Raw genomic sequence first — 18,049 nt, 5'->3', positions numbered from 1 at the left:
CTACCTCGTCCCCGCGTGGACGGTCTGGATCAGTCGGTTCGGCTCGCCCCTGCGGACCAGCACACCGCGGCCGGGCGGCTGCTGGGAGGCGTAGACACCGGTGAAGAGCTGGCCCTCGCTGCGGTCGCCGGACATCACCAGCGCCGCCGCACCGGACTCGCGCAGGCCCATCAGCAGCGGCTCGTACAGACCGCGGGAGGCGCCCGCGACCCGTCGGGTCAGGACGAAGTGCAGACCGATGTCCTGGGCCGAGGGGATGTACGGGAGGAAGGGGGCGAGGGGCTGCTGCCCGGCGGTGGTGAGGACGTCGTAGTCGTCGACCAGGATCACGATCCGCGGGCCCGAGAAGCTGCCGGGCTCCAGGTCGGAGGCGTCCGTGCTCTCGTCGGGCAGCCGTTTGTCGAGTTCGGTGACGATGCCCGCGGCGAGGCCGGCGGCGAGCTTGGCGTTGTAGGCGTAGCCGCCCCGGTACTCCTCCGGGATCGCGCCGCGCAGCCCGCGCCGCGGGTCCATGATGCCGAAGACCAGCTCGTCGTCGCCGTAGCGCTCGATCAGGCCCTGGGCGATCACCTTGAGCAGGTTGGTCTTGCCGCATTCGCTGTCGCCCATGATCAGCAGGTGCTGGTCGTGGTGGAACAGGTCGAGCAGGACCGGCGCCAGGTGGGTCTGGTCCAGGCCGACGGCGACCCGGCGGGGTTCGGCGGACGGGCCGGGCAGCATGTGCGGTTCGAGGAGGTGCGGGAGGACCCGTACGGGCTGGGCGACCTCGCCGGTCCAGGTGGCCCGGATCGTCCGGGCGGCACGCTCCAGGACCGCGCCGAGGTCGGCGGTGTCGGCCAGACCGTCGGTGCGGGGCAGCGCGACCTGGGCGAACAGTTTGCCGTCGGTGAGGACCCGGCCCTTCTCGTCGGGCGCGAGGGTCTGGGCGAGCTTGCGTTCGATGCTGGACTCGCTCGGGTCGTTCAGGCGCAGCTCGACGCGGGTGCCGAACTGGGACTGGGTCGCGATGCGGACGTCGTTCCAGCGGAGCATGCCCGCGACGACGTGGATGCCGTAGCCGCCGCCGCGCTTGAGGATGTCGACGACCGCGTCGTCCAGTTCCTCGAAGTCGTCGCGCAGCGCGCCGAAGCCGTCGATGAGCAGCACGATCTCGGTGGAGGCCAGCTCGGGGAGGCGGCCCGCGGCGCGCAGGGTGCGCAGCTGCTCCAGCGAGTCGATGGTGTGGACGCGGAAGAGTTCCTCGCGCTGGTCGAGCATGCCGCGCACGGAGTCGATGGTGCGGGCGGCGCGCTCCCGGTCGGCACGGCCGGCGACCCCGCCGACGTGCGGGAGCCCGGCGAGCGCCTGGAGTCCGCCGCCGACCAGGTCGAGGCCGTAGACGCCGACCTCCTGCGGGGTGTGGGTGAGCGCCAGGGAGAGGGCGAGGGTGCGCAGCAGGGTGGTCTTGCCGGACTGCGGGCCGCCGATGACCGCCGCGTGGCCGCCCGCCATGGTGAGGTCCAGGTACCACTGGCCCTGCCACTGCTTGGTGGGGTCGTCGAGGACGCCCAACGGCACCTGGAGCGGTCCGCGCCGTTTGGCGAGCTGGGTGCCGCGCGGGCCGACCTCGAGGGGACCGGCCACCTTGTCGAGGGCGATCGCCTCGGGCAGCGGGGGCAGCCAGATCTGGCGTACGGGGCGGGCGCCGGCGCCCTCGATCTGCTGGACCATGACGCCCATCTCGGTGGGCCCGGTCTCCCGGCGCCGCATCTGCGGCTCCTGCGGGGCGGCGCCCTCCTCCTGGCCGAGGGTGTTGTAGGCCTCGTACTCCAGGGCGAGCGGGCCGGTGTCCTCCTGCTCGCGGCGCACCGGGCCGCTGTAGGCGCCGGAGACGTAGCCGGCCTTGAAGCGCTCGTAGTGGCTGGTGTCGACCTTGAGGTAGCCGAAGCCGGGCAGCGGCGGCAGGTGGAAGGCGTCGGTGGTGTCGAGGACCGTGCGGGACTCGTCGGCGGAGAAGGTACGCAGGCCGAGCCGGTACGACAGGTAGGTGTCGAGGCCCTTGAGCTTGCCGCCCTCGATGCGCTGGCTGGACAGCAGCAGGTGCACGCCGATCGAGCGGCCGATGCGGCCGATGGAGAGGAACAGGTCGATGAAGTCGGGCTTGGCGGTGAGGAGTTCGCCGAACTCGTCGATGACCACGAAGAGGTGCGGCAGCGGGTCGAGATCGGGGCGCTTCTCGGCGCGCAGGGCGGCGTAGTGGCCGATGTCGGCGACGTTCCCGGCGTCCTTGAGGACCTGCTGGCGGCGCTTGACCTCGCCGGCCAGGGAGGCGTGGACGCGTTCGACGAGCCCTGCCTGGTTCTCCAGGTTGGTGATGACGCCGGCCACGTGCGGGAGGCCGGCGAAGGGGGCGAAGGTCGCGCCGCCCTTGTAGTCGACGAGGACCATGGCGAGGTCCTCCGGCGGGTGCGTGGCGACGAGGGCGAGCACCAGGGTGCGCAGCAGTTCGGACTTGCCGGAGCCGGTGGCGCCGACACATAGGCCGTGCGGGCCCATGCCCAGCTCGGAGGACTCCTTCAGGTCGAGCAGGACGGGTTCGTGGGAGTCGCTGACGCCGATGGGCACGCGCAGGAAGGCGCGTTCGCCGCGCGGCGCCCACAGCCGGGTCAGGTCGAGGTCGGCCACGTCCTCGATGCCGAGGAGTTCGGCGAAGTCGACCGGGCCGGAGAGCGGGGCGTCGGCGGCCATCGAGTCGGCGGACAGCCTGAGCGGGGCGAGCATCCGGGCGAAGCCCTCGGCGAACGGGACGCCGATCTCGTCGACCGTGCCGTGGGCGCCGATCGGCTCCTCCTCGCGCAGGTCCTCGATGGCGATCCGCTCGCCGTCGACGGTGATCCGCACGCCGACGCTGCCGGGCTCCTGCACCCGTTCGTCGAGCAGGTGCAGGATGGTGACACCCATCTCCCGCAGGCCGACGGCGTCGTCGGGGCGGGGCAGGTCGACGGCGTCGTCGCCGTGCGCGTCGGCGACGACGAGCAGCCGGGAGGTCATACCGAGGGCGTCCTTGCCGGACAGGCCACGGCGCACCTCGGCCGCGAAGGAGGCGCGGCGGCGCAGCTCGGGGCCGATCCGCCGGGCCAGCTGGGGCACGGAGGGCGCGATCCGGCGGGCGGCGACGGGGCCGTCGTACTGCTCGGGGTCGAGGAGGTGGGGCAGCCACTTCGCCCATTCCCAGTCGGCGATCCGGTCGCCGGGCGCGGCGAGCGCGAACGCCACGTCGTCGGGTGCGTGCGTGGCGGCGGCCTGGACGAGCAGCGCGCGGGCGACCCGCAGGGTGTCCTCGCGGGCGCCGACGACACTGATGTTGCCGACGCGGTCCAGCGGCACGGTGAGCGGCAGGTCGGTGCCGGTGCGGAAGCGGGACATCAGCGCGGACGCCTCGTTCAGCATGAACCGGTCCGGCGGGGTCAGCACCGAGGAGCCCTGCTGGCCCACCTTCAGGTCCCGGACCGGCATCTCGCCGGTGCCGACCCGCACCCGCAGGAAGTCGCCGTCGACGCGGCGGCGCTCCCACAGCCGCGCCGGGTCGCGGACGATGTCGTACAGCGCGTCCGGCGGCGGGTTGAGCACCTGCGCGGTCTCGGCGCGCTCCCGCTCCTCCTTGCTGAGCTCCTCGCGCAGGTCCTCCAGATAGGCGAGGTAGGCCTCGCGCTGGGTGCGACGGGTGCGCTGGGCCTTGCCGCGCTGGGAGAAGACCAGGGTGAGGGAGCCGACCAGGGTGACGACGAGGATGATCGCGCCGAGCCCGGCGAACTGGCTGTTGCGCACGACCGTCATCATCACGACGGAGGACATCACGCCGGCGACGGGCAGCAGCGAGGTGGCGATGGAACCCGCCTTGCCCTCGGGCAGGTTGGGCGGGGCCTCTATGGTGCGCGGCTCGGAGGCGGCCGGCGGGCGGGTGGTGCGCGCCGGGCGGTGGATCAGTCGGGTACTCATCGTCTGTCCTTCGGGGTTCCCTGCGAGGGGGCCTTTCGAGGGGTCCGGTCGAGGGAGGTCAACGGCGCTTCTGGGACAGTTCGAAGACCTCGGCGGCCAGCCGGGTGACGGCCTGCCGGGTCGGGCGGGCGAGCAGATCGGTGCGGATGGCGCCGCCGGCCGCGAGATGGCGGTCGTACGGCAGGACGCGGACGCTCGCCCCGGTCGCCTTGAGCTGCTCGGCGGCCTTGTCCAGGTCGAGGCCGGGGTGCGGGGACGTCTCGGTGAGGACGACGACGGTCGTGGTGGTGATGTCGCGGGGCAGTCCGCGCATCCACTCCAGCACCGAGCGGGTGCTGGCGACGCCCTCCAGGGTGGCGGGCGCGGTGAGCACCCGGGCCTGCGCGGCGGACAGCGCGGTACGGGCCACCTCGGCGGGCAGCGTCTCGCAGTCGACGACGGTCACCCCGAAGTAGCGGCGCAGCGACACCATGACCCGCTCGTAGCCGCGGGTGTCGAGCATCGCGCCCACCTGACCCTGGCTGCCGGGCAGCAGCCAGGCGTTCTCCGGGAGCTGGACGAGGTAGCCGGTGATGTCGAGCAGCGACATCTGCGGCTCGACCAGGGCGGCGAGGTCGCCGGTGGTCCAGCGCAGGCTCTCCGCGCCGAGCCTGAGCGGCAGCGAGCCGAGCGCCGGGTCCGCCTCGACGAGGAGCACCGGGTCCTGGCGGTAGTGGGCGTAGGTCGCGCCCAGCAGCGCGGCGACGGTGGTCTTGCCGGAGCCGCCGCGGATGGAGGTCACGGCGATCTGGCGGCCGGTGGTGACCGTCCGCTGGAGCGTCTCGGCGGTCGCGGTGGTCTCGGCGACCTCGCGCGCGGCGGAGGACGAGACGGTCCGGCGTACGGCGCGCAGGGCGCGGGCGGCGAAGGGCTCGCCGTGCCGCGGCTTGAGCCCGGTGGCGGCGAGCCGCTTGTCGACGACGGGGCGGGTGTCGGGGGCGGCGCGGCGGGGGGTGCGCTGGGGGGCGGGGGCGGGCTGTTCGGCGTACGGCTGCGGCTGCTGCTGCGAGGGCTGCTCCGGGTACGGCTGCGGCTGCTGGTGCTGGTGCTGGTGCTGGTGCTGGGGGGGATAGCCGTAGGCGGGCTGCGGTTGATGCTGCTGGGACTGCTGGGACTGCTGGGGCGGGTAGCCGTAGCCCGGGTTCTCGGCCTGCGGGCCGGGTGCCCGGGCGCTGTCCGCCGCGGGCTGCTGCGCGGGTACGCCGGGCCCGGGACCCCCCGGTCCGCCGCCCCTCAGGTCGCGCAGCACGTCGTTCTGCCAGTTCTCACCGCTCGGCATGTCGCCCTTCTCCCAGACCTCAGAACTTGTCGAGCAGTTGCCCGTAGATGCCGAACACCCCGACGGCCAGCGGGAACAGACCGATCACCCCGAGGGACTCGACGAGATCGGCCAGTCGCCGCAGCCGGATCCGGACGTGCTCGGGCGGTTCGATCGCGAGGACCAGCAGCGGCAGCAGCGCGGCGGCCCCCAGCAGGGCCAGCGCGCCGGCGCCGCCGGCGTGGTCCAGCCAGAGCACGGCGAGCCGTACGACGAGGACGCCGGCCGCCGTGAACAGCGCCACGACCTCCGCGGCCAGCGGGAAGGCCCGGGCCCGGGACAGCAGCACCACGGCGGTGAGCGAGGCCAGGGTCACCGTCCAGACGCTCGGCCGGTCGGCGGTGGTCAGCAGCCAGCCGCCGGCGGCGGCCGAGGCGGCCGTGACGACGGTGGCGAGCGCCAGGCCGCGGTGGGTCGCGGCGAGCGCGTTGGAGACCTGGTGCCGGCTCACCGACACCCCCGAGGACCGCTTGTCGTCCAGTCCGGTGAGCCCGGAGGCCATCAGCGCGAGCCGGGGCAGCAGCCCGAGCAGCACCACGGAGAACACGGTCATCACGGCGCCGAGCCGGTCCGGACGGTCCTGTACGGCGGCGACGGCCTCCCACACGGCGGCCATGCCGACGGCCGCCCCGGCGCCGATGAGCCCGCCCCGGCCGAGCGGCGAGAAGTAGGCGAGCAGCACCAGGGTGAGGACGGCCGCGGCGACGACACCGGCGAGGCGGGCCTCGCCGGACCAGTCGTGGGCGTCGGCCGCGGTCCACGCGGTGAGCAGGCCGAGTCCGCCGGAGGCGGCCAGCAGCGCGGTCGCCAGGCCCCGGTTGCCGTCGCCGATCTTCGCGACGGCGGCGCCGGCCAGCAGGAACACCGCGGTGGTGACGGCGAGCGCGGTGGCGACGGACGCCGGTGCGAACTCGCGCCGGGCCAGGACGGCGGCGGCCACGGCGAAGACGACGGTGGCGACCCCGGCGCTGACCCGGCGGGCGGCCGGGCGCCAGCGCCAGGCGTGCAGGTCGAGATCGTCGGCGACGAGGTCGGTGACGTCGTGCACGACGGGCGCGGGGGGCGCGGCGTGCGCCCGGACGAGCTGGAGCACGGCGCCGTCGGCGACCTGGGCCGAGGACAGCGTGGCGTCGTTCGGCAGCACCGAGCCGTCGGAGGTGACCAGTTGGCGGGTGGTCGGCCGGGACGCGACCCGGTCGTCGAGCAACCGCAGTATGTCGGGGAGCAGTTGGCCGATGGGCGTGTCCGACGGAAGTACGAGGTCGGCGCGCCGCCGTTCACCGATCAGGGTGATACGGCTGAGTTGGGTCCGAGACGTCGTCGCAGTGCTCACCACTCACCGGAACCTATCATCGCGTCTTTCCGGCCATCCGGCCGATGTGCCGTGCATCCGACACCCATGCTCGTCCTCTTCACCGCTTCTCCCCACTCGCGCCTGTGGACGGGCTGCTGCTCGCGGGATCGTAGAGCTGCTCCTGCCGCTGTTGCTGCTTCTCCTGCTCGGCCTTCTGCTTGGCCAGCGTGGCCTGCAGGAAGGACCAGCCGACGCAGCCGGCGCAGAGCACGGCCGCGATCGCTATGCCCGCGAACACCTTGCCGAGCCGTTCGTCCAGCGTGCGCCGGCCGCGCTGCGCGCCGAACAGCAGCGCGTCACGCATCCGGCGCCGCCGCACCGCCACCGACTCGAGGAGTTGGCTGTCGTAGTCCCGTGCCATTCGTCGTCGTCCTGTGCGTAGCTTCTGTGGTGTGCCGTCAGTCGTGCGGGGTGAGGCCGAGGTACTGCCTCATGGCGCTGTACTTCCGCTCCAGCCGGGCGCGGGTCGCCTCGTCGAGAACGGCGAGACGGTCCGGGTCGGCGTTGTGCGCGAGGTCGGCCGCCTTGACGAGCCGGGCGCCGGGCGTGGCCAGGATCCGCCGCGCGTAGGCCTCGGGCGGTTCGCCCGCCCGCTTGGTCACGGCGAGGACGACGTCCTTGGTGCGTGCGTCGAGGTCGGCCTCGTGCAGCCACTCCTCGCTCAGCGCCCGGTCCTCGACGGCGTCGTGCAACCAGCCCGCGGCGATCAGCTCCGCACCGCCGCCCCGGGCGCGGACGCCCTCGGCGACGGCCCGCAGATGCTCGGTGTACGGCCGCCCTGCCTTGTCCGTCTGCCCGGCGTGCGCGGCGCACGCGACGGCCTCGATCTCGGCGAGACTCATCGTCACGGCGCGCGCCTCGGGTCGTGCCCGTGGTGCAGCATGCAAATTCCCCCTTACTTTGCCCGTGCAACATAAGGCACGGGAGGCGGGGGCGTACACCCGGGGTGCGGGTCGTATGCCCCGGCGGTCCCCGTCAGGAGCCCTGCGTCAGACCCGTCACGATCATGAACAGCACCCAGAGCACCGGGACGAACGCGACATACGCCAACGGCCGCCGGTGGACGGGCACTCCGGGGTCGACCTGGGGCCCGTGCTGCCCGGGCGCCGGGGCCTGCAGCTTCTTCACCTTGCGGGCGACGACGAGGTTGTGGACGAGCGTGAACGGCGTGAACAGGAACAGCGAGAACGGGCTCCACCACCCCTGCCACAACGTCCGCGTGGTCAACTCCCGGTACACCGCGATCCCGCAGGTCGCACACATCATCCCGCTCTGCTTCCCGAAGGTCATCAGGATCAGGAGCCCGCGATGGGCCCGGAAGGTGACGTGCACGGCGGGGGCGCCCGCGCAGAACATGCAGGTGGGGGCGGGAGGTTGGGGGTGCCCCGGGTAGGCGGCGTAGCCCTGCCCGCCGTGCGGGGCCGGATACCCGTACGGCCCGGCCTGCTGCGGCACACCGCCCGCGTGCGGGTGACCGCCCGGCTGCGGGTGACCGCCCGGCTGCGGGTGACCGCCCGGCTGCAGGTGACCGCCCGGCTGCGCATACGGGTTGGGGACGGCCTGGGGGGCGGGGGTGGCGTAGGGGTTGCCGGGGGGCGGGGTGGTCATGGGGTGGGGATTCTCCGTGGGTCGTTCGGGGGCCGCGGGGGCGCTCACCCGTGGGTCCGGGCCGCCCTCGGCGAGGGACGTGACGGCGTTCGCGTTCGGGGCATCGGCGAGCGAACCCGGCAGGACCCGGCCGCGGTTGCCCTCCGGGCGGGACAGCATCTCCGCGAGGGCCTGGGACGGCGGAACGCCCCGCCCCTTGGCCTCCTCCAGACGGGCGTGCCAGTGACCGCCCTCGGCAAGCGCCCGGTTTCCGGCCGCCTGCCGGGGTTTCCATGCGGCGGCGTCGTCCTCGTCGCTCGCCCACACATGGCCGAGGACCGCGCCACCCTGCTTGTCGACCACCGTGATGTACCGCACGGGCCCGTCCGTCCCGGTCCGGTACCGCGGCGGCCCCGGCGCGACGAGGTGGAGATGCATGTCGTCGTCGAAGCGGGGGTTGACCGGCACGGGTTCGGCCACCGCGGCCCGCTCCTTCAGCGCAACGAGGGACGGGGCCTCGGTGAGAGAGTCCGGCACGACGTGGCTGTGCTCGCCGTCCTCGGCGCCTCGCGCCAGCTCCGCCAGCAGAGCGGTCGGCGCGAGATCCCGTGCCTTGCCGTCGCGCAGAGCCCGCACCCATGGTCCACCGGCGTTGACGGCGGCGGACGGGAGTCCGGGCGGCACCACCCAACCGGCGGCGTCGTCCGTGTCGTTCGCCCACACGTACCCGATCACCGTGCCCGTCCTGTCGGCGACGCTCAGGTGCGTCACCGGCCCACCGGTCTGCCGGTTGTACCTCGGAGCGGCGTCCACCTCGGTGAACGGCAGGTCCTCGGCCAAGCGCGGGTTCACACGAGGTTGTTCGCTAGTCACCCTTGGCCAGGGCGTCGACCGCGGCGGCGTTGGGCGCGTCGGTGAGGGAGTCCGGCAGGACGCGGCCCCTGCCGGCGGGCTCCGGGTCGGCCGCCAACTCGGCGAGTGCCTGGGACGGCAGCAGCCCCCGCTCCTTGGCGCTGCGCAGTCGACGGATCCAGAAGCCGCTCTCGTTCACCGCTCGCGGCCCCCCGGCCCGTCGCGGTTCGAAGGCGGCGGCGTCGTCCTCGTCACCGGCCCAGAGGTACCCGAGGACCGCGCCGCTCTCCTTGTCCACGACCGTGAAGTACCGCACCGGCTTCTCGGTCCAGTCCCGGTAGCGCGCCGGACCGCCCGGCTGCTCCGTGAAGTGCATGTCCTCCTCGAAGCGAGAGGGGGCAGGCTGCTGCTCACTGCTCATGAAATCCACATTCCTCAATGTCTTGGTCGTCCAGGAGGAAGGCTACGGCGTCGCCCTCGGCAGCACCTCGCCGTAGACCTGCCACTTCCCGGCCTCGTCCAAGAAGACGCGCGTCACCTTGTACGTCGTACCCTTGGCGAGCAGCAGTTCCCGCTCTCCGGGGTTGGCGGAGATGTGGTCGATCCAGAGGGCGGGTGTGCCCTTGGGCACGCGCAGATGCATGATCACCGGTTTGTGCTCGAACGCCGGGGTCGAACCGAGGGACGTCGACGTGTAGCCGGCGTCCGAGAATTCGCGGCCCTGCATTTCCATCTCGTGCCGGATGGGCAGGTGATCGACTCCCGTGCCGCGTACGACCATGATGTCCTCCGGCACGGGCCGGGTTCCCATGACCTTGTCCATGTCGTCGACGATCTTGGAGATGGAGTCCTCGAGCCCCATGCCGGCCCGTAGTTGGCCGTTGATGGACGTGTAGTAGAAGTCGCTGTACTTGCGCAGTGCCGCCCTCGGCTCGGGTTCGAGGTGGTCCAGGAAGTCGTTCCAGTATGCGTCGCCGTACGTCTGCCCCGCGGTGTCGCTGCTGCTCGGCCAGGGATTCGTGCCCCGCTCCAGCTCCGCTGCGGCCGCCGCGTGCTTCTCCGCGTCGGTGGAGAGGCTGTCGAACTCGTCCGCCGACATGACCGGCTTGTACTCGAACGGCTCCCCGGCCCCGGGATGTCCCGGCAGGTCCGTGCCCGAGTGGCCCGGAACGACAGGGGTGTCGGGGACGTGGTGACCGGCGGCGTCCAGGCCCCCGTCGCCGGCGTCCACGTGGTCCCAGGCGCCCGCGTGGTCGCCGGTGTGCGCCGCGTCGTCCGCGTGCCCCGCGCCGTCGTGACCGGTTCCGTCGTGACCGGCGCCGTGCGAGCCGTCGTGCGGGTGGGCGGCGGGGGTGTCGTGGCCGCCCGTGTGCGGGGCGGTGTCGTGCGGGGTCGTGGTCGGCACGTCGTGTGCCGCGCCGGTCGCCGCCGTGTCGTGGTACCAGGCCGACGGGGTCGTACCGGCGTGCGCGCCCGTCGAGACCGCGTCGCCCGTGCTGTGCGGGATGCCGCCGTGGATGCCGTCCGAGGTGGCGTGCAGGCCGCCGGTGTACGACCCCGTGGCCCCCGTGGAGTGCGGGATGCCGCCATGGATCCCGTCGCCCGTCGCGGGGACGCCGCCGGTGTACGACCCCGTGGCCGCCGTGGGGTGCGGGGTACCCCCGTGGATCCCGTCGCTCGTCGCGTGCGCCCCGGCGTACGAGCCGCTGTCGGCCGTATGGGCCGCGTACGAGGGTGTCGCGTCCGGGGTCTGGATCGTCCAGTGGGACGGGAGCCCGGAGGGGGTCTGGTACGACGCCGGTACGGACTCGTGCGGGACCGGCGTGGTGTCGATGGTGCCGTCGGGCGAGACGAGGTTGCCGTTCGGATCCAGCAGACGGCCGTCGGGAAGGTGGACCGAGCCGTCCGGCAGTGTGGGCATCTCGATCTTGCCGAGGCCCTTCAGCCCCTTGGCGATGTCGCCGATCTTCGACAGGCCCGCGCCCGCGCCCTTGGCGACGTACGTCATCGGGTCGATCACGCGACCCGCCTTGCCCGCGATCGACAGCGCCTTGGCGACCGCGCCCGCCTTGCCCGCTCCCGCCGCGGCGCCGCCCGCGCCGCCGGTGAAGACCGTCGTCAGGACGTTGAAGGTGACCGCGCCGGCCGCCCGGCCGGGGTTCTTGCCCCACTCGTCCCACGCCACCAGCGCCTTGCCGGTCTCCTTCATCGCGGTCCGCGAGTCACGGATCCAGGAGGGAAGCTTGTCGTCGGGGATGAGCCAGAACGCGGTGCCCACGCCGGGGATGGAGGCCAGCGCGAGGCCGGTCGCGAGCTGGGCGAGGCCCTTCCATGCCTGGCCCATCGCGTCCCAGCCGCCGAAGCCCACCAGCGTGCCCAGGCCCTTGATGGTGCCCCAGATGCCGTCCACGATCAGGCCGTCCCACACGAACGACTTCACCCAGTGGCCGACCTCGTACCAGTGGTGCTTCTCCTCCACCGGGTCACCCCAGGGAAGCTTCGCGTTCTTCAGGTCCGCGGCGTTGAAGCCGTACTGGTCCTTGCGTTCGGAGCCGTCCCCCGCGACCATCTGGGTCCCGCCCCAGATCCCGGTGATCTTGTTGTGGCAGGTCCGCTCCGCCGCCCAGAACGCCGCCACCGTCGCCGTGATGTCGTCCCGGAGCCGGTTGTGCTCGTCGACCTTGTCCTCGTCGTACTCCCACTCGTCGTCGTCCTTCACCGACGCGACGAACGTGGTCGCCTGCGTCTTCAGCTCCCGCAGCTTCGAGACCAGGGGACGGATCTCCGTCGCATACGACGACAGGGCCGACGACACCGTCTCCAGGTCCGTCGCGAAATCGTCCGCCCGGTCCTGCACCGGCTTGGTGGTGCCGAAGAGCTGCTCGGCCTCGGGTGCCTTGTAGAACGCCGACAGGCCCTGGAACTGGGTGTTGACGTCCTTGCCGGTGTCCCGGACGTTCCCGGCGTCCTTCTTCAGACGCGCGTGGTCCAGCTCCAACTGCGCCAGGTCGCCGGTGAACTGGGGGATCTGCTCGGGCTTGATCACGCCTTGCCCGTCCCCGGCATGTCCGGCTTCGGCGCCTTCAGCGTGTTGCGCTGCGCCTCCAGCGCCATCTGCTCGTCGCCGTTCAGGTACGCGGTCGTCGCGTCCACCACGCCCTGGAGCGACTTGCCGGCGCGCGCCGCGACGAAGGACAGATCCTTCGACGCGCGTTCCGCGTACTGCGACAGCGCAAGGGCCACCAGGCCGCCCTGCGCCTGCTCACCACCCGCGGCCGGCGCATCCGCCGAGATCGTCCCGGCACTCGACGCCGCCGACGTCAGGTGCTCACCGAAAGCGGTCGCGTGCTTCTGCAAGTGCGACGCGGTCTCCCCCGTCGTCTTCACCACACCCGAAATACCCTGCGGCTGCAGGTCCCAGCCCGGCATCCGTCAACCCCCGTTCCCTGCCCGACGACTGCCTCAGCCGATGTTGTCGACGGCGGCCTTCGCGCGCTGGATCGTCGACTGCGCCGTACCGTCGTTCTGCTCCAGCGTCGACTTCAGCAGACTGATGATGTTCCGCACCTCATTCGACGCGAGGTTCCACCGCTGCTCCTTGCCGTGATACTCCTCGGCCACCCCGTCCGCCGTGAAGTCCGCCATCGCCGCCTTCACCTGACGGTCACGCTGACCGATGACCTCCTCCAGCCGCGCCACCACCGCCTGGATGTTCCCCTGCGCGTCCGCAGACGCACCCGTGTCGTACGACCGACGATCCGAACCCGCACCAGCCATCACACACTCCCCGTGGAAAGAAGAAAGAACCCGACCGAACCGGACGTGCGAACCTCAGCGAGCGCCGAACCGCGCAGCGTCGAAGTTCGCCGCCGACATCTGCTGCCGCGCGTTGTCACCCTGCTCCTGGTCACCGGACGAGAACGCCGAGTCCATCCCCGACTGACCGCCCAGGATGGCGGAGAGGGAGGCGTTCAGGTCGCCGGCGATCTGGTCCGCGCGCGCCTTGAACTGATCGAACATCACCCGGCCCGTGCCGTTGAACTTCCCCTCCAACGGCGTCGCGGCCTGCACCAACTGCTTGATCAACGAACCCAGATCATCACTCGACCCACGCGAATCACGTTGCAACGTCGACAGCGTCTGCGCACCCATGTCGAACTTCATGAAGGCCCCCGTTCGGCTCACTCGTCTCACCTCACGCGCACTGCGCGCAGAGTCATTGCTATCAACTGACCGATTGCCCGTGCAATCGAGGGTGGCCATCCCCACAGAGCCACCACAAGTCCGTGACCAACACATGGGGACACACAGGCCGGTTCATCCCGAAACGAACCACTTCCCCTCGGGATTCAGCGAGCGCCGAACCGCGCCGCGTCGAAGTTCGCCGCGGACATCTGCTGCCGCGCGTTGTCACCCTGCTCCTGGTCACCCGACGAGAACGCCGAGTCCATCCCCGACTGACCACCCAGGATCGCCGACAAGGACGCGTTCAAGTCGTTCGTGATCTCATCCGCGCGCGCCTTGAACTGATCGAACATCACCCGGCCCGCACCGTTGAACTTCCCCTCCAACGGCGTCGCGGCCTGCACCAACTGCCTGATCAGCGAACCCAGATCATCACTCGACCCACGCGAATCACGCTGCAACGTCGACAGCGTCTGCGCACCCATGTCGAACTTCATGTCGAAACCGCCTCCCCCGGTGGGGTCCGTCCGTCCCGTCCGTGACCGTACGCACCTCCATCTGTACCAAGTCCTCGAACGCCAGTGCAATCGCGAAGCGGCAGGAGTTACAGGGGTGGCACAAACGGAGGGTCAGGGGACCGGATGCGCCGTCGGGGCCGCCGCCGTCGGGCCTTCGCGGCACACCAGGAGCAGGGCCCGGTCGTCGTTGACGTCCTTCGCGACCGCCTCGATGAGGTGCCACGCCGCGCCCTGGAAGCCGCCGGCGACATAGCGGTCCGCCTCGCCGGTGAGGCGGTCGATGCCCTCGACGATGTCGCGGTCCGAGGTCTCCACCAGGCCGTCGGTGAAGAGCATCAGGACGTCACCGGGGCGCAGGGAGCCCTTCACGGGGTCGAACTGGGCGCCCTCGTAGACGCCCAGCAACGGCCCCTCGGCGGCCTTCTCCTCCCAGCGGCCGCTGCCCGCGCTGAGCTGGAGGCCCGGCGGGTGTCCGGCCGAGTAGAGCTCGTAGTCGCCGGAGTCGAGGTCCAGGACCAGGTGGATGGAGGTGGCGAAGCCCTCGTCCCAGTCCTGGCGGAGGAGGTAGCCGTTGGCCGCCGGGAGGAAGGCGTGCGGGGGCAGGGAGCCGAGGAGGCCGCCGAAGGCGCCCGACAGGAGCAGGGCGCGGGAGCCCGCGTCCATGCCCTTGCCGGAGACGTCGGTCAGGACGACCTCCATGGTGCGGCCGCCGTTGGTGCGGGCCGCGACGACGAAGTCGCCGGAGAAGGACTGCCCGCCGGCCGGGCGCAGGGCCATCTCGCGGTGCCAGCCGTGCGGCAGCTTCGGCAGCTTGCTCTGCACCCGGATGCGTTCGCGCAGGTCGAAGAGCATGGTGCCGCCGCGTCTCCAGGGCACGCCGACCCGGCTGCGGAACTGGGCGATGAGCAGGCCGAAGAAACCGCATGCGGCCACGACCAGGACCACGCCCGGGGTGACCCGGGAGGGCCCCTGGGTGTAGGGGCCGAGCTGCACGGACTCGACGATCAGCGCGGTGGCGGCCGCCGCGTACAGCCCGAGCAGGCTGGACGGGCGCAGCAGCAGACCGCCGGCGACGATCGGCAGGACGAGCGCGGCCGGTGAGCACCACACCGAGTTGGCGAGGGTGGTGGCCGCGATCAGCGGGACGGTGAGCAGCAGGAAGGCCAGCGCGATCCAGTCCGAACCGTCGCCGCGGAAGTAGTCGACGGCGCTTCGGCGCACGCCGGTGCGGACCCGGTGCATCAAGTGCTTCAACCGGGCCGTCAACGTCTCGGCTTCCGCGCGCCGCTGTCGTCCTTCTGCCATTAGTTCGGGACCCTATCCATCCAACCCACCGCTTGGCACGGGAGGTCCCACTTGTCCCCCGTCCGAGGTTCAACTTCACAGTGAACTTCATGGAAAGCGCTGACGTGGCACGGAGGGAGAAATTCCCTGGCTCGTCCCGCATCGGGCTGCTAGGCATGGACGCATGACGACTGGGACGACGACGCCACGGTCCACGGGCCGCGCGACCTCTTCTGACGCTGCGAAGGCCCCGGGGGCCGAGCTGCGCGTGCTGCGCGCCGAGGACTGGGACCGGTGGTACGACGTCCTGCTGCGCGCCTTCGGCGGGGTCCCGGAGCAGGCCGAGGAGCGGGAGCTGTGGCGGCGGCTCACCTCCTGCGAGCGGTCCGTGGGCGCCTGGGACGGCGGGGAGCTCGTCGGCACGGCGGGGGCGTTCGACTTCCGGCTGACCGTGCCGGGCGGGGCCTCGGTGCCGGCGGCGGGCGTGACGATGGTCGGGGTGAGCGCCACGCACCGGCGGCGCGGGCTGCTGACGTCGATGATGCGGCGTCAGCTGGACGACGTCCGGGCCTGGGGCGAGCCGCTCGCCGTCCTGACGGCCTCGGAGCCGGAGATCTACGGCCGGTTCGGCTACGCGGCGGCGACCTTCGGTCTGCACGCCGAGATCGACACCGGCCGGGTCCGGCTGTCCGTACCGGAGGGTACGGACGACGTACGGCTGACGTACGCCGATCCGCGCGCCACGCTGGACGCCTGCGAGGCGGTGTACGCGCGCACGGTGGCCCTGCGGCCCGGGATGCTCGACCGGCGGCCCGGCTGGGAGGAGGTGGCGGTGCTGGGGGCGCAGACCGGGGACGGGGCGTCGCCTCTGCAGTGCGTGCTCGCGGAGCGGGAGGGGCGCGTCAGCGGTTACGTCCGGTTCCGGGTGCAGCCGCGGTACACGGACAGCGGGCACAACGGCGAGGTGCAGCTCCAGGACCTCGCGGCGCTGGACCCGCTGTCGCAGGCGGCGCTGTGGCGGTTCCTGTTCGGGATCGACCTGACGAGCTCGCTGAAGGTACGGGGGCGCCCGCTGGACGAGGCGTGGCAGTACCAGGTGTCCGACATCCGCCGGTGCGGGCTGCGGGTGCGGGACCAGTTGTACGTGCGGCTGGTGGACCTGGGCGCGGCGCTCCAGGCGCGGACCTACCAGGCGCCGGTGGACGTGGTGCTGGAGGTCGAGGACGCGTTCTGCCCGTGGAACGCGGGGCGTTGGCGGCTCTCCGGCGATCCCGAGGGCGCGGTCTGTGAACGTACGACGGACGCCGCCGACCTGGCCCTGTCGGTGCGGGAGCTGGGGGCGGCGTATCTGGGCGGGGTGAGCCTGGCCGCGCTCGGGGCGGCCGGCCGGGTGCGTGAGCTGCGGGAGGGGGCGCTGGCGGCGGCGGCCGCGGGGTTCGGGTCGGCGGTGGCGCCCTGGCTGCCGCACGGCTTCTGAGGCCGCGTCCGGCCCGTCCCGCAGGCTCCGCCGGCCGCGCCGGTCGTCAGTCCTGCTGGCAGGTGGGGCACCAGAAGAGGTTGCGGGCGGCGAGGTCGGCGGTGCGGATCCCGTCGCCGCAGAGGTGGCAGGGCAGGGTGGCCCGGCGGTAGACGTACACCTCGCCGCCGTGGTCGTCGACGCGCGGCGGGCGGCCCATCGCCTCGGGGGTGTGCTCGGGGCGGACGGTGTCGATGCGGTTGTTGCGGACGCCCTCGCGCATGAGGGCGACCAGGTCGGCCCAGATCGCGTCCCATTCGGCGGGGGTGACGTCCCGGCCGGGGCGGTACGGGTCGATGCGGTGCCGGAAGAGGACCTCGGCGCGGTAGACGTTGCCGACGCCGGCGATGACCTTCTGGTCCATGAGGAGCGCGGCGATCGTCGTACGGCTGCGGGAGACGCGGGCGTACGCCGTGGCGGGGTCGGCGTCGGGGCGGAGGGGGTCGGGCCCGAGGCGGGCGTGTATGGCCTGCTTCTCGGCATCCGTGACGAGGGCGCAGGTCGTGGGGCCGCGCAGGTCGACGTAGGCGGTGGTGTGCGCGAGGCGGAGGCGGACGGTGTCGGTGGGCGGGGGCGCGGGGGCCGGGCCGAAGGCGACCTTGCCGAAGAGACCGAGGTGGATGTGGATCCACTCGTCGTCGCGGAAGCCGAGGAAGAGGTGCTTGCCGTGGGCTTCGGTGCCGGTGAGTTCGGCGCCGTCCAGGAGCGCGGCGGCGTCGGAGAACTTGCCCTGGGGACTGGTCACCCGGGGTGCCGTGCCGCGGAACCGCTCACCGTAGTCCAGCGCCAGCCGGTGGATCGTGTGCCCCTCTGGCACGGTCGCCGTGTCCTTCCCCGGTGGGAGGGGAGGGGGCCTCGGAGCCGGCCCCCTCCCCCGCCGCCTGCCGGGCTCGGTCCTGCTGTCAGTCCTGCTGCGGGTGGTGGGCCGGGATCGCCGGGAGGTCGCCCGTCGTCTCGTAGTCGGCCAGCATGTCGATGCGGCGGATGTGGCGCTCGTCGCCCGAGAACGGGGTGGCGAGGAAGGTCTCGACGAACTTCGTGGCCTCGTCCGTGGTGTGCATCCGGGCGCCTACGGCGACGACGTTGGCGTCGTTGTGCTGGCGGCCGAGGGACGCGGTCTCCTCGCTCCAGGCGAGGGCCGCACGGACGCCCTTCACCTTGTTCGCGGCGATCTGCTCGCCGTTTCCGGAGCCGCCGATCACGATGCCGAGGGAGTCCTTGTCCGCGGCCGTGCGCTCCGCGGCGCGCAGGCAGAAGGGCGGGTAGTCGTCCTGGGCGTCGTAGATGTGGGGGCCGCAGTCGACCGGGTCGTGGCCCGCCGCCCTGAGCCATTCGACGAGGTGGTTCTTGAGTTCGAAGCCGGCATGGTCCGAGCCGAGATACACGCGCATGGGACGAGTGTGTCATGCGGGTCGCCG

General features: G+C 72.3%; 16 protein-coding genes. 1 reads left to right on the top strand and 15 read right to left on the bottom strand.

Annotated elements, in window-relative coordinates:
- The 13 genes from eccCa to AQJ58_RS02035 all read right to left on the bottom strand — a co-directional run bounded on the left by eccCa (position 1) and on the right by AQJ58_RS02035 (position 15,136).
- Positions 1 to 3,978 (bottom strand): type VII secretion protein EccCa, encoded by a 3,978-nt coding sequence (eccCa, locus tag AQJ58_RS02100; protein WP_067244219.1) that lies wholly within the window; start codon positions 3,976 to 3,978, stop codon positions 1 to 3.
- Positions 3,979 to 4,036: 58 nt separating this feature from the next.
- A complete protein-coding gene (locus AQJ58_RS02095) occupies positions 4,037 to 5,296 on the bottom strand; it encodes a MinD/ParA family ATP-binding protein (protein WP_067244217.1) in 1,260 nt (419 codons plus the stop codon).
- Positions 5,297 to 5,315: 19 nt separating this feature from the next.
- Positions 5,316 to 6,671 (bottom strand): type VII secretion integral membrane protein EccD, encoded by a 1,356-nt coding sequence (gene eccD / locus AQJ58_RS02090; RefSeq protein WP_067244215.1) that lies wholly within the window; start codon positions 6,669 to 6,671, stop codon positions 5,316 to 5,318.
- Positions 6,672 to 6,747: 76 nt separating this feature from the next.
- Positions 6,748 to 7,050, bottom strand: a complete 303-nt coding sequence (locus AQJ58_RS02085; protein ID WP_067244213.1) for a hypothetical protein — start codon at positions 7,048 to 7,050, stop codon at positions 6,748 to 6,750.
- A 37-nt stretch (positions 7,051 to 7,087) separates the two neighbouring features.
- Positions 7,088 to 7,531, bottom strand: coding sequence for an HD domain-containing protein (locus AQJ58_RS02080; RefSeq protein WP_067245655.1), 444 nt, complete (start codon positions 7,529 to 7,531; stop codon positions 7,088 to 7,090).
- A 133-nt stretch (positions 7,532 to 7,664) separates the two neighbouring features.
- Positions 7,665 to 9,128: a hypothetical protein gene (locus AQJ58_RS44170; protein ID WP_234359932.1), complete on the bottom strand. Its 1,464-nt coding sequence runs from the start codon at positions 9,126 to 9,128 to the stop codon at positions 7,665 to 7,667.
- Positions 9,129 to 9,141: 13 nt separating this feature from the next.
- Positions 9,142 to 9,549, bottom strand: a complete 408-nt coding sequence (locus AQJ58_RS02065; protein ID WP_067244211.1) for a hypothetical protein — start codon at positions 9,547 to 9,549, stop codon at positions 9,142 to 9,144.
- A 42-nt stretch (positions 9,550 to 9,591) separates the two neighbouring features.
- On the bottom strand, positions 9,592 to 12,174 hold the full coding sequence (locus tag AQJ58_RS02060; RefSeq protein WP_067244210.1) for an ADP-ribosyltransferase: 2,583 nt from the start codon (positions 12,172 to 12,174) through the stop codon (positions 9,592 to 9,594).
- Positions 12,171 to 12,557 (bottom strand): DUF6507 family protein, encoded by a 387-nt coding sequence (locus AQJ58_RS02055; protein ID WP_067244208.1) that lies wholly within the window; start codon positions 12,555 to 12,557, stop codon positions 12,171 to 12,173. The genes AQJ58_RS02060 and AQJ58_RS02055 overlap by 4 nt, the downstream gene beginning before the upstream one ends.
- Before the next feature lie 33 nt (positions 12,558 to 12,590).
- On the bottom strand, positions 12,591 to 12,905 hold the full coding sequence (locus AQJ58_RS02050) for a pore-forming ESAT-6 family protein (RefSeq protein WP_067244206.1): 315 nt from the start codon (positions 12,903 to 12,905) through the stop codon (positions 12,591 to 12,593).
- 54 nt (positions 12,906 to 12,959) lie between these two features.
- Positions 12,960 to 13,292: a hypothetical protein gene (locus AQJ58_RS02045; RefSeq protein WP_067245649.1), complete on the bottom strand. Its 333-nt coding sequence runs from the start codon at positions 13,290 to 13,292 to the stop codon at positions 12,960 to 12,962.
- Between the two features lie 185 nt (positions 13,293 to 13,477).
- Positions 13,478 to 13,810: a hypothetical protein gene (locus AQJ58_RS02040; RefSeq protein WP_067244204.1), complete on the bottom strand. Its 333-nt coding sequence runs from the start codon at positions 13,808 to 13,810 to the stop codon at positions 13,478 to 13,480.
- A 132-nt stretch (positions 13,811 to 13,942) separates the two neighbouring features.
- Complete coding sequence (locus AQJ58_RS02035) at positions 13,943 to 15,136, bottom strand: PP2C family protein-serine/threonine phosphatase (protein WP_067244202.1); 1,194 nt, start codon at positions 15,134 to 15,136, stop codon at positions 13,943 to 13,945.
- Positions 15,137 to 15,383: 247 nt separating this feature from the next.
- Between AQJ58_RS02035 and AQJ58_RS02030 the strand changes: the two genes are divergently transcribed.
- Positions 15,384 to 16,592 (top strand): GNAT family N-acetyltransferase, encoded by a 1,209-nt coding sequence (locus AQJ58_RS02030; protein WP_234359963.1) that lies wholly within the window; start codon positions 15,384 to 15,386, stop codon positions 16,590 to 16,592.
- A 46-nt stretch (positions 16,593 to 16,638) separates the two neighbouring features.
- On the opposite strand, the gene AQJ58_RS02025 is transcribed toward AQJ58_RS02030, so the two are convergent.
- Positions 16,639 to 17,448, bottom strand: coding sequence for an Fpg/Nei family DNA glycosylase (locus AQJ58_RS02025; RefSeq protein WP_067244201.1), 810 nt, complete (start codon positions 17,446 to 17,448; stop codon positions 16,639 to 16,641).
- Between the two features lie 85 nt (positions 17,449 to 17,533).
- Positions 17,534 to 18,022 (bottom strand): ribose-5-phosphate isomerase, encoded by a 489-nt coding sequence (locus AQJ58_RS02020; protein WP_067244199.1) that lies wholly within the window; start codon positions 18,020 to 18,022, stop codon positions 17,534 to 17,536.
- Positions 18,023 to 18,049: the final 27 nt, after the last annotated feature.

The organism is Streptomyces sp. DSM 15324 (assembly GCF_001514285.1).
Taxonomy (GTDB): domain Bacteria; phylum Actinomycetota; class Actinomycetes; order Streptomycetales; family Streptomycetaceae; genus Streptomyces.
Note: the sequence above shows the minus strand (reverse complement) of the source record. Positions and strands in the feature narration are given on the sequence as shown.

What these genes read in the sequence shown, in the direction of transcription:
- AQJ58_RS02085 (WP_067244213.1), bottom strand. Translation starts at nt 7,050, where the DNA reads ATGGCACGGGACTACGACAGCCAACTCCTCGAGTCGGTGGCGGTGCGG.
- AQJ58_RS02040 (WP_067244204.1), bottom strand. Translation starts at nt 13,810, where the DNA reads ATGAAGTTCGACATGGGTGCGCAGACGCTGTCGACGTTGCAGCGTGAT.
- AQJ58_RS02095 (WP_067244217.1), bottom strand. Translation starts at nt 5,296, where the DNA reads ATGCCGAGCGGTGAGAACTGGCAGAACGACGTGCTGCGCGACCTGAGG.
- AQJ58_RS02080 (WP_067245655.1), bottom strand. Translation starts at nt 7,531, where the DNA reads ATGAGTCTCGCCGAGATCGAGGCCGTCGCGTGCGCCGCGCACGCCGGG.
- eccCa (WP_067244219.1), bottom strand. Translation starts at nt 3,978, where the DNA reads ATGAGTACCCGACTGATCCACCGCCCGGCGCGCACCACCCGCCCGCCG.
- AQJ58_RS02050 (WP_067244206.1), bottom strand. Translation starts at nt 12,905, where the DNA reads ATGGCTGGTGCGGGTTCGGATCGTCGGTCGTACGACACGGGTGCGTCT.
- AQJ58_RS02055 (WP_067244208.1), bottom strand. Translation starts at nt 12,557, where the DNA reads ATGCCGGGCTGGGACCTGCAGCCGCAGGGTATTTCGGGTGTGGTGAAG.
- AQJ58_RS02035 (WP_067244202.1), bottom strand. Translation starts at nt 15,136, where the DNA reads ATGGCAGAAGGACGACAGCGGCGCGCGGAAGCCGAGACGTTGACGGCC.
- AQJ58_RS02065 (WP_067244211.1), bottom strand. Translation starts at nt 9,549, where the DNA reads ATGAGCAGTGAGCAGCAGCCTGCCCCCTCTCGCTTCGAGGAGGACATG.
- AQJ58_RS02020 (WP_067244199.1), bottom strand. Translation starts at nt 18,022, where the DNA reads ATGCGCGTGTATCTCGGCTCGGACCATGCCGGCTTCGAACTCAAGAAC.
- AQJ58_RS02045 (WP_067245649.1), bottom strand. Translation starts at nt 13,292, where the DNA reads ATGAAGTTCGACATGGGTGCGCAGACGCTGTCGACGTTGCAACGTGAT.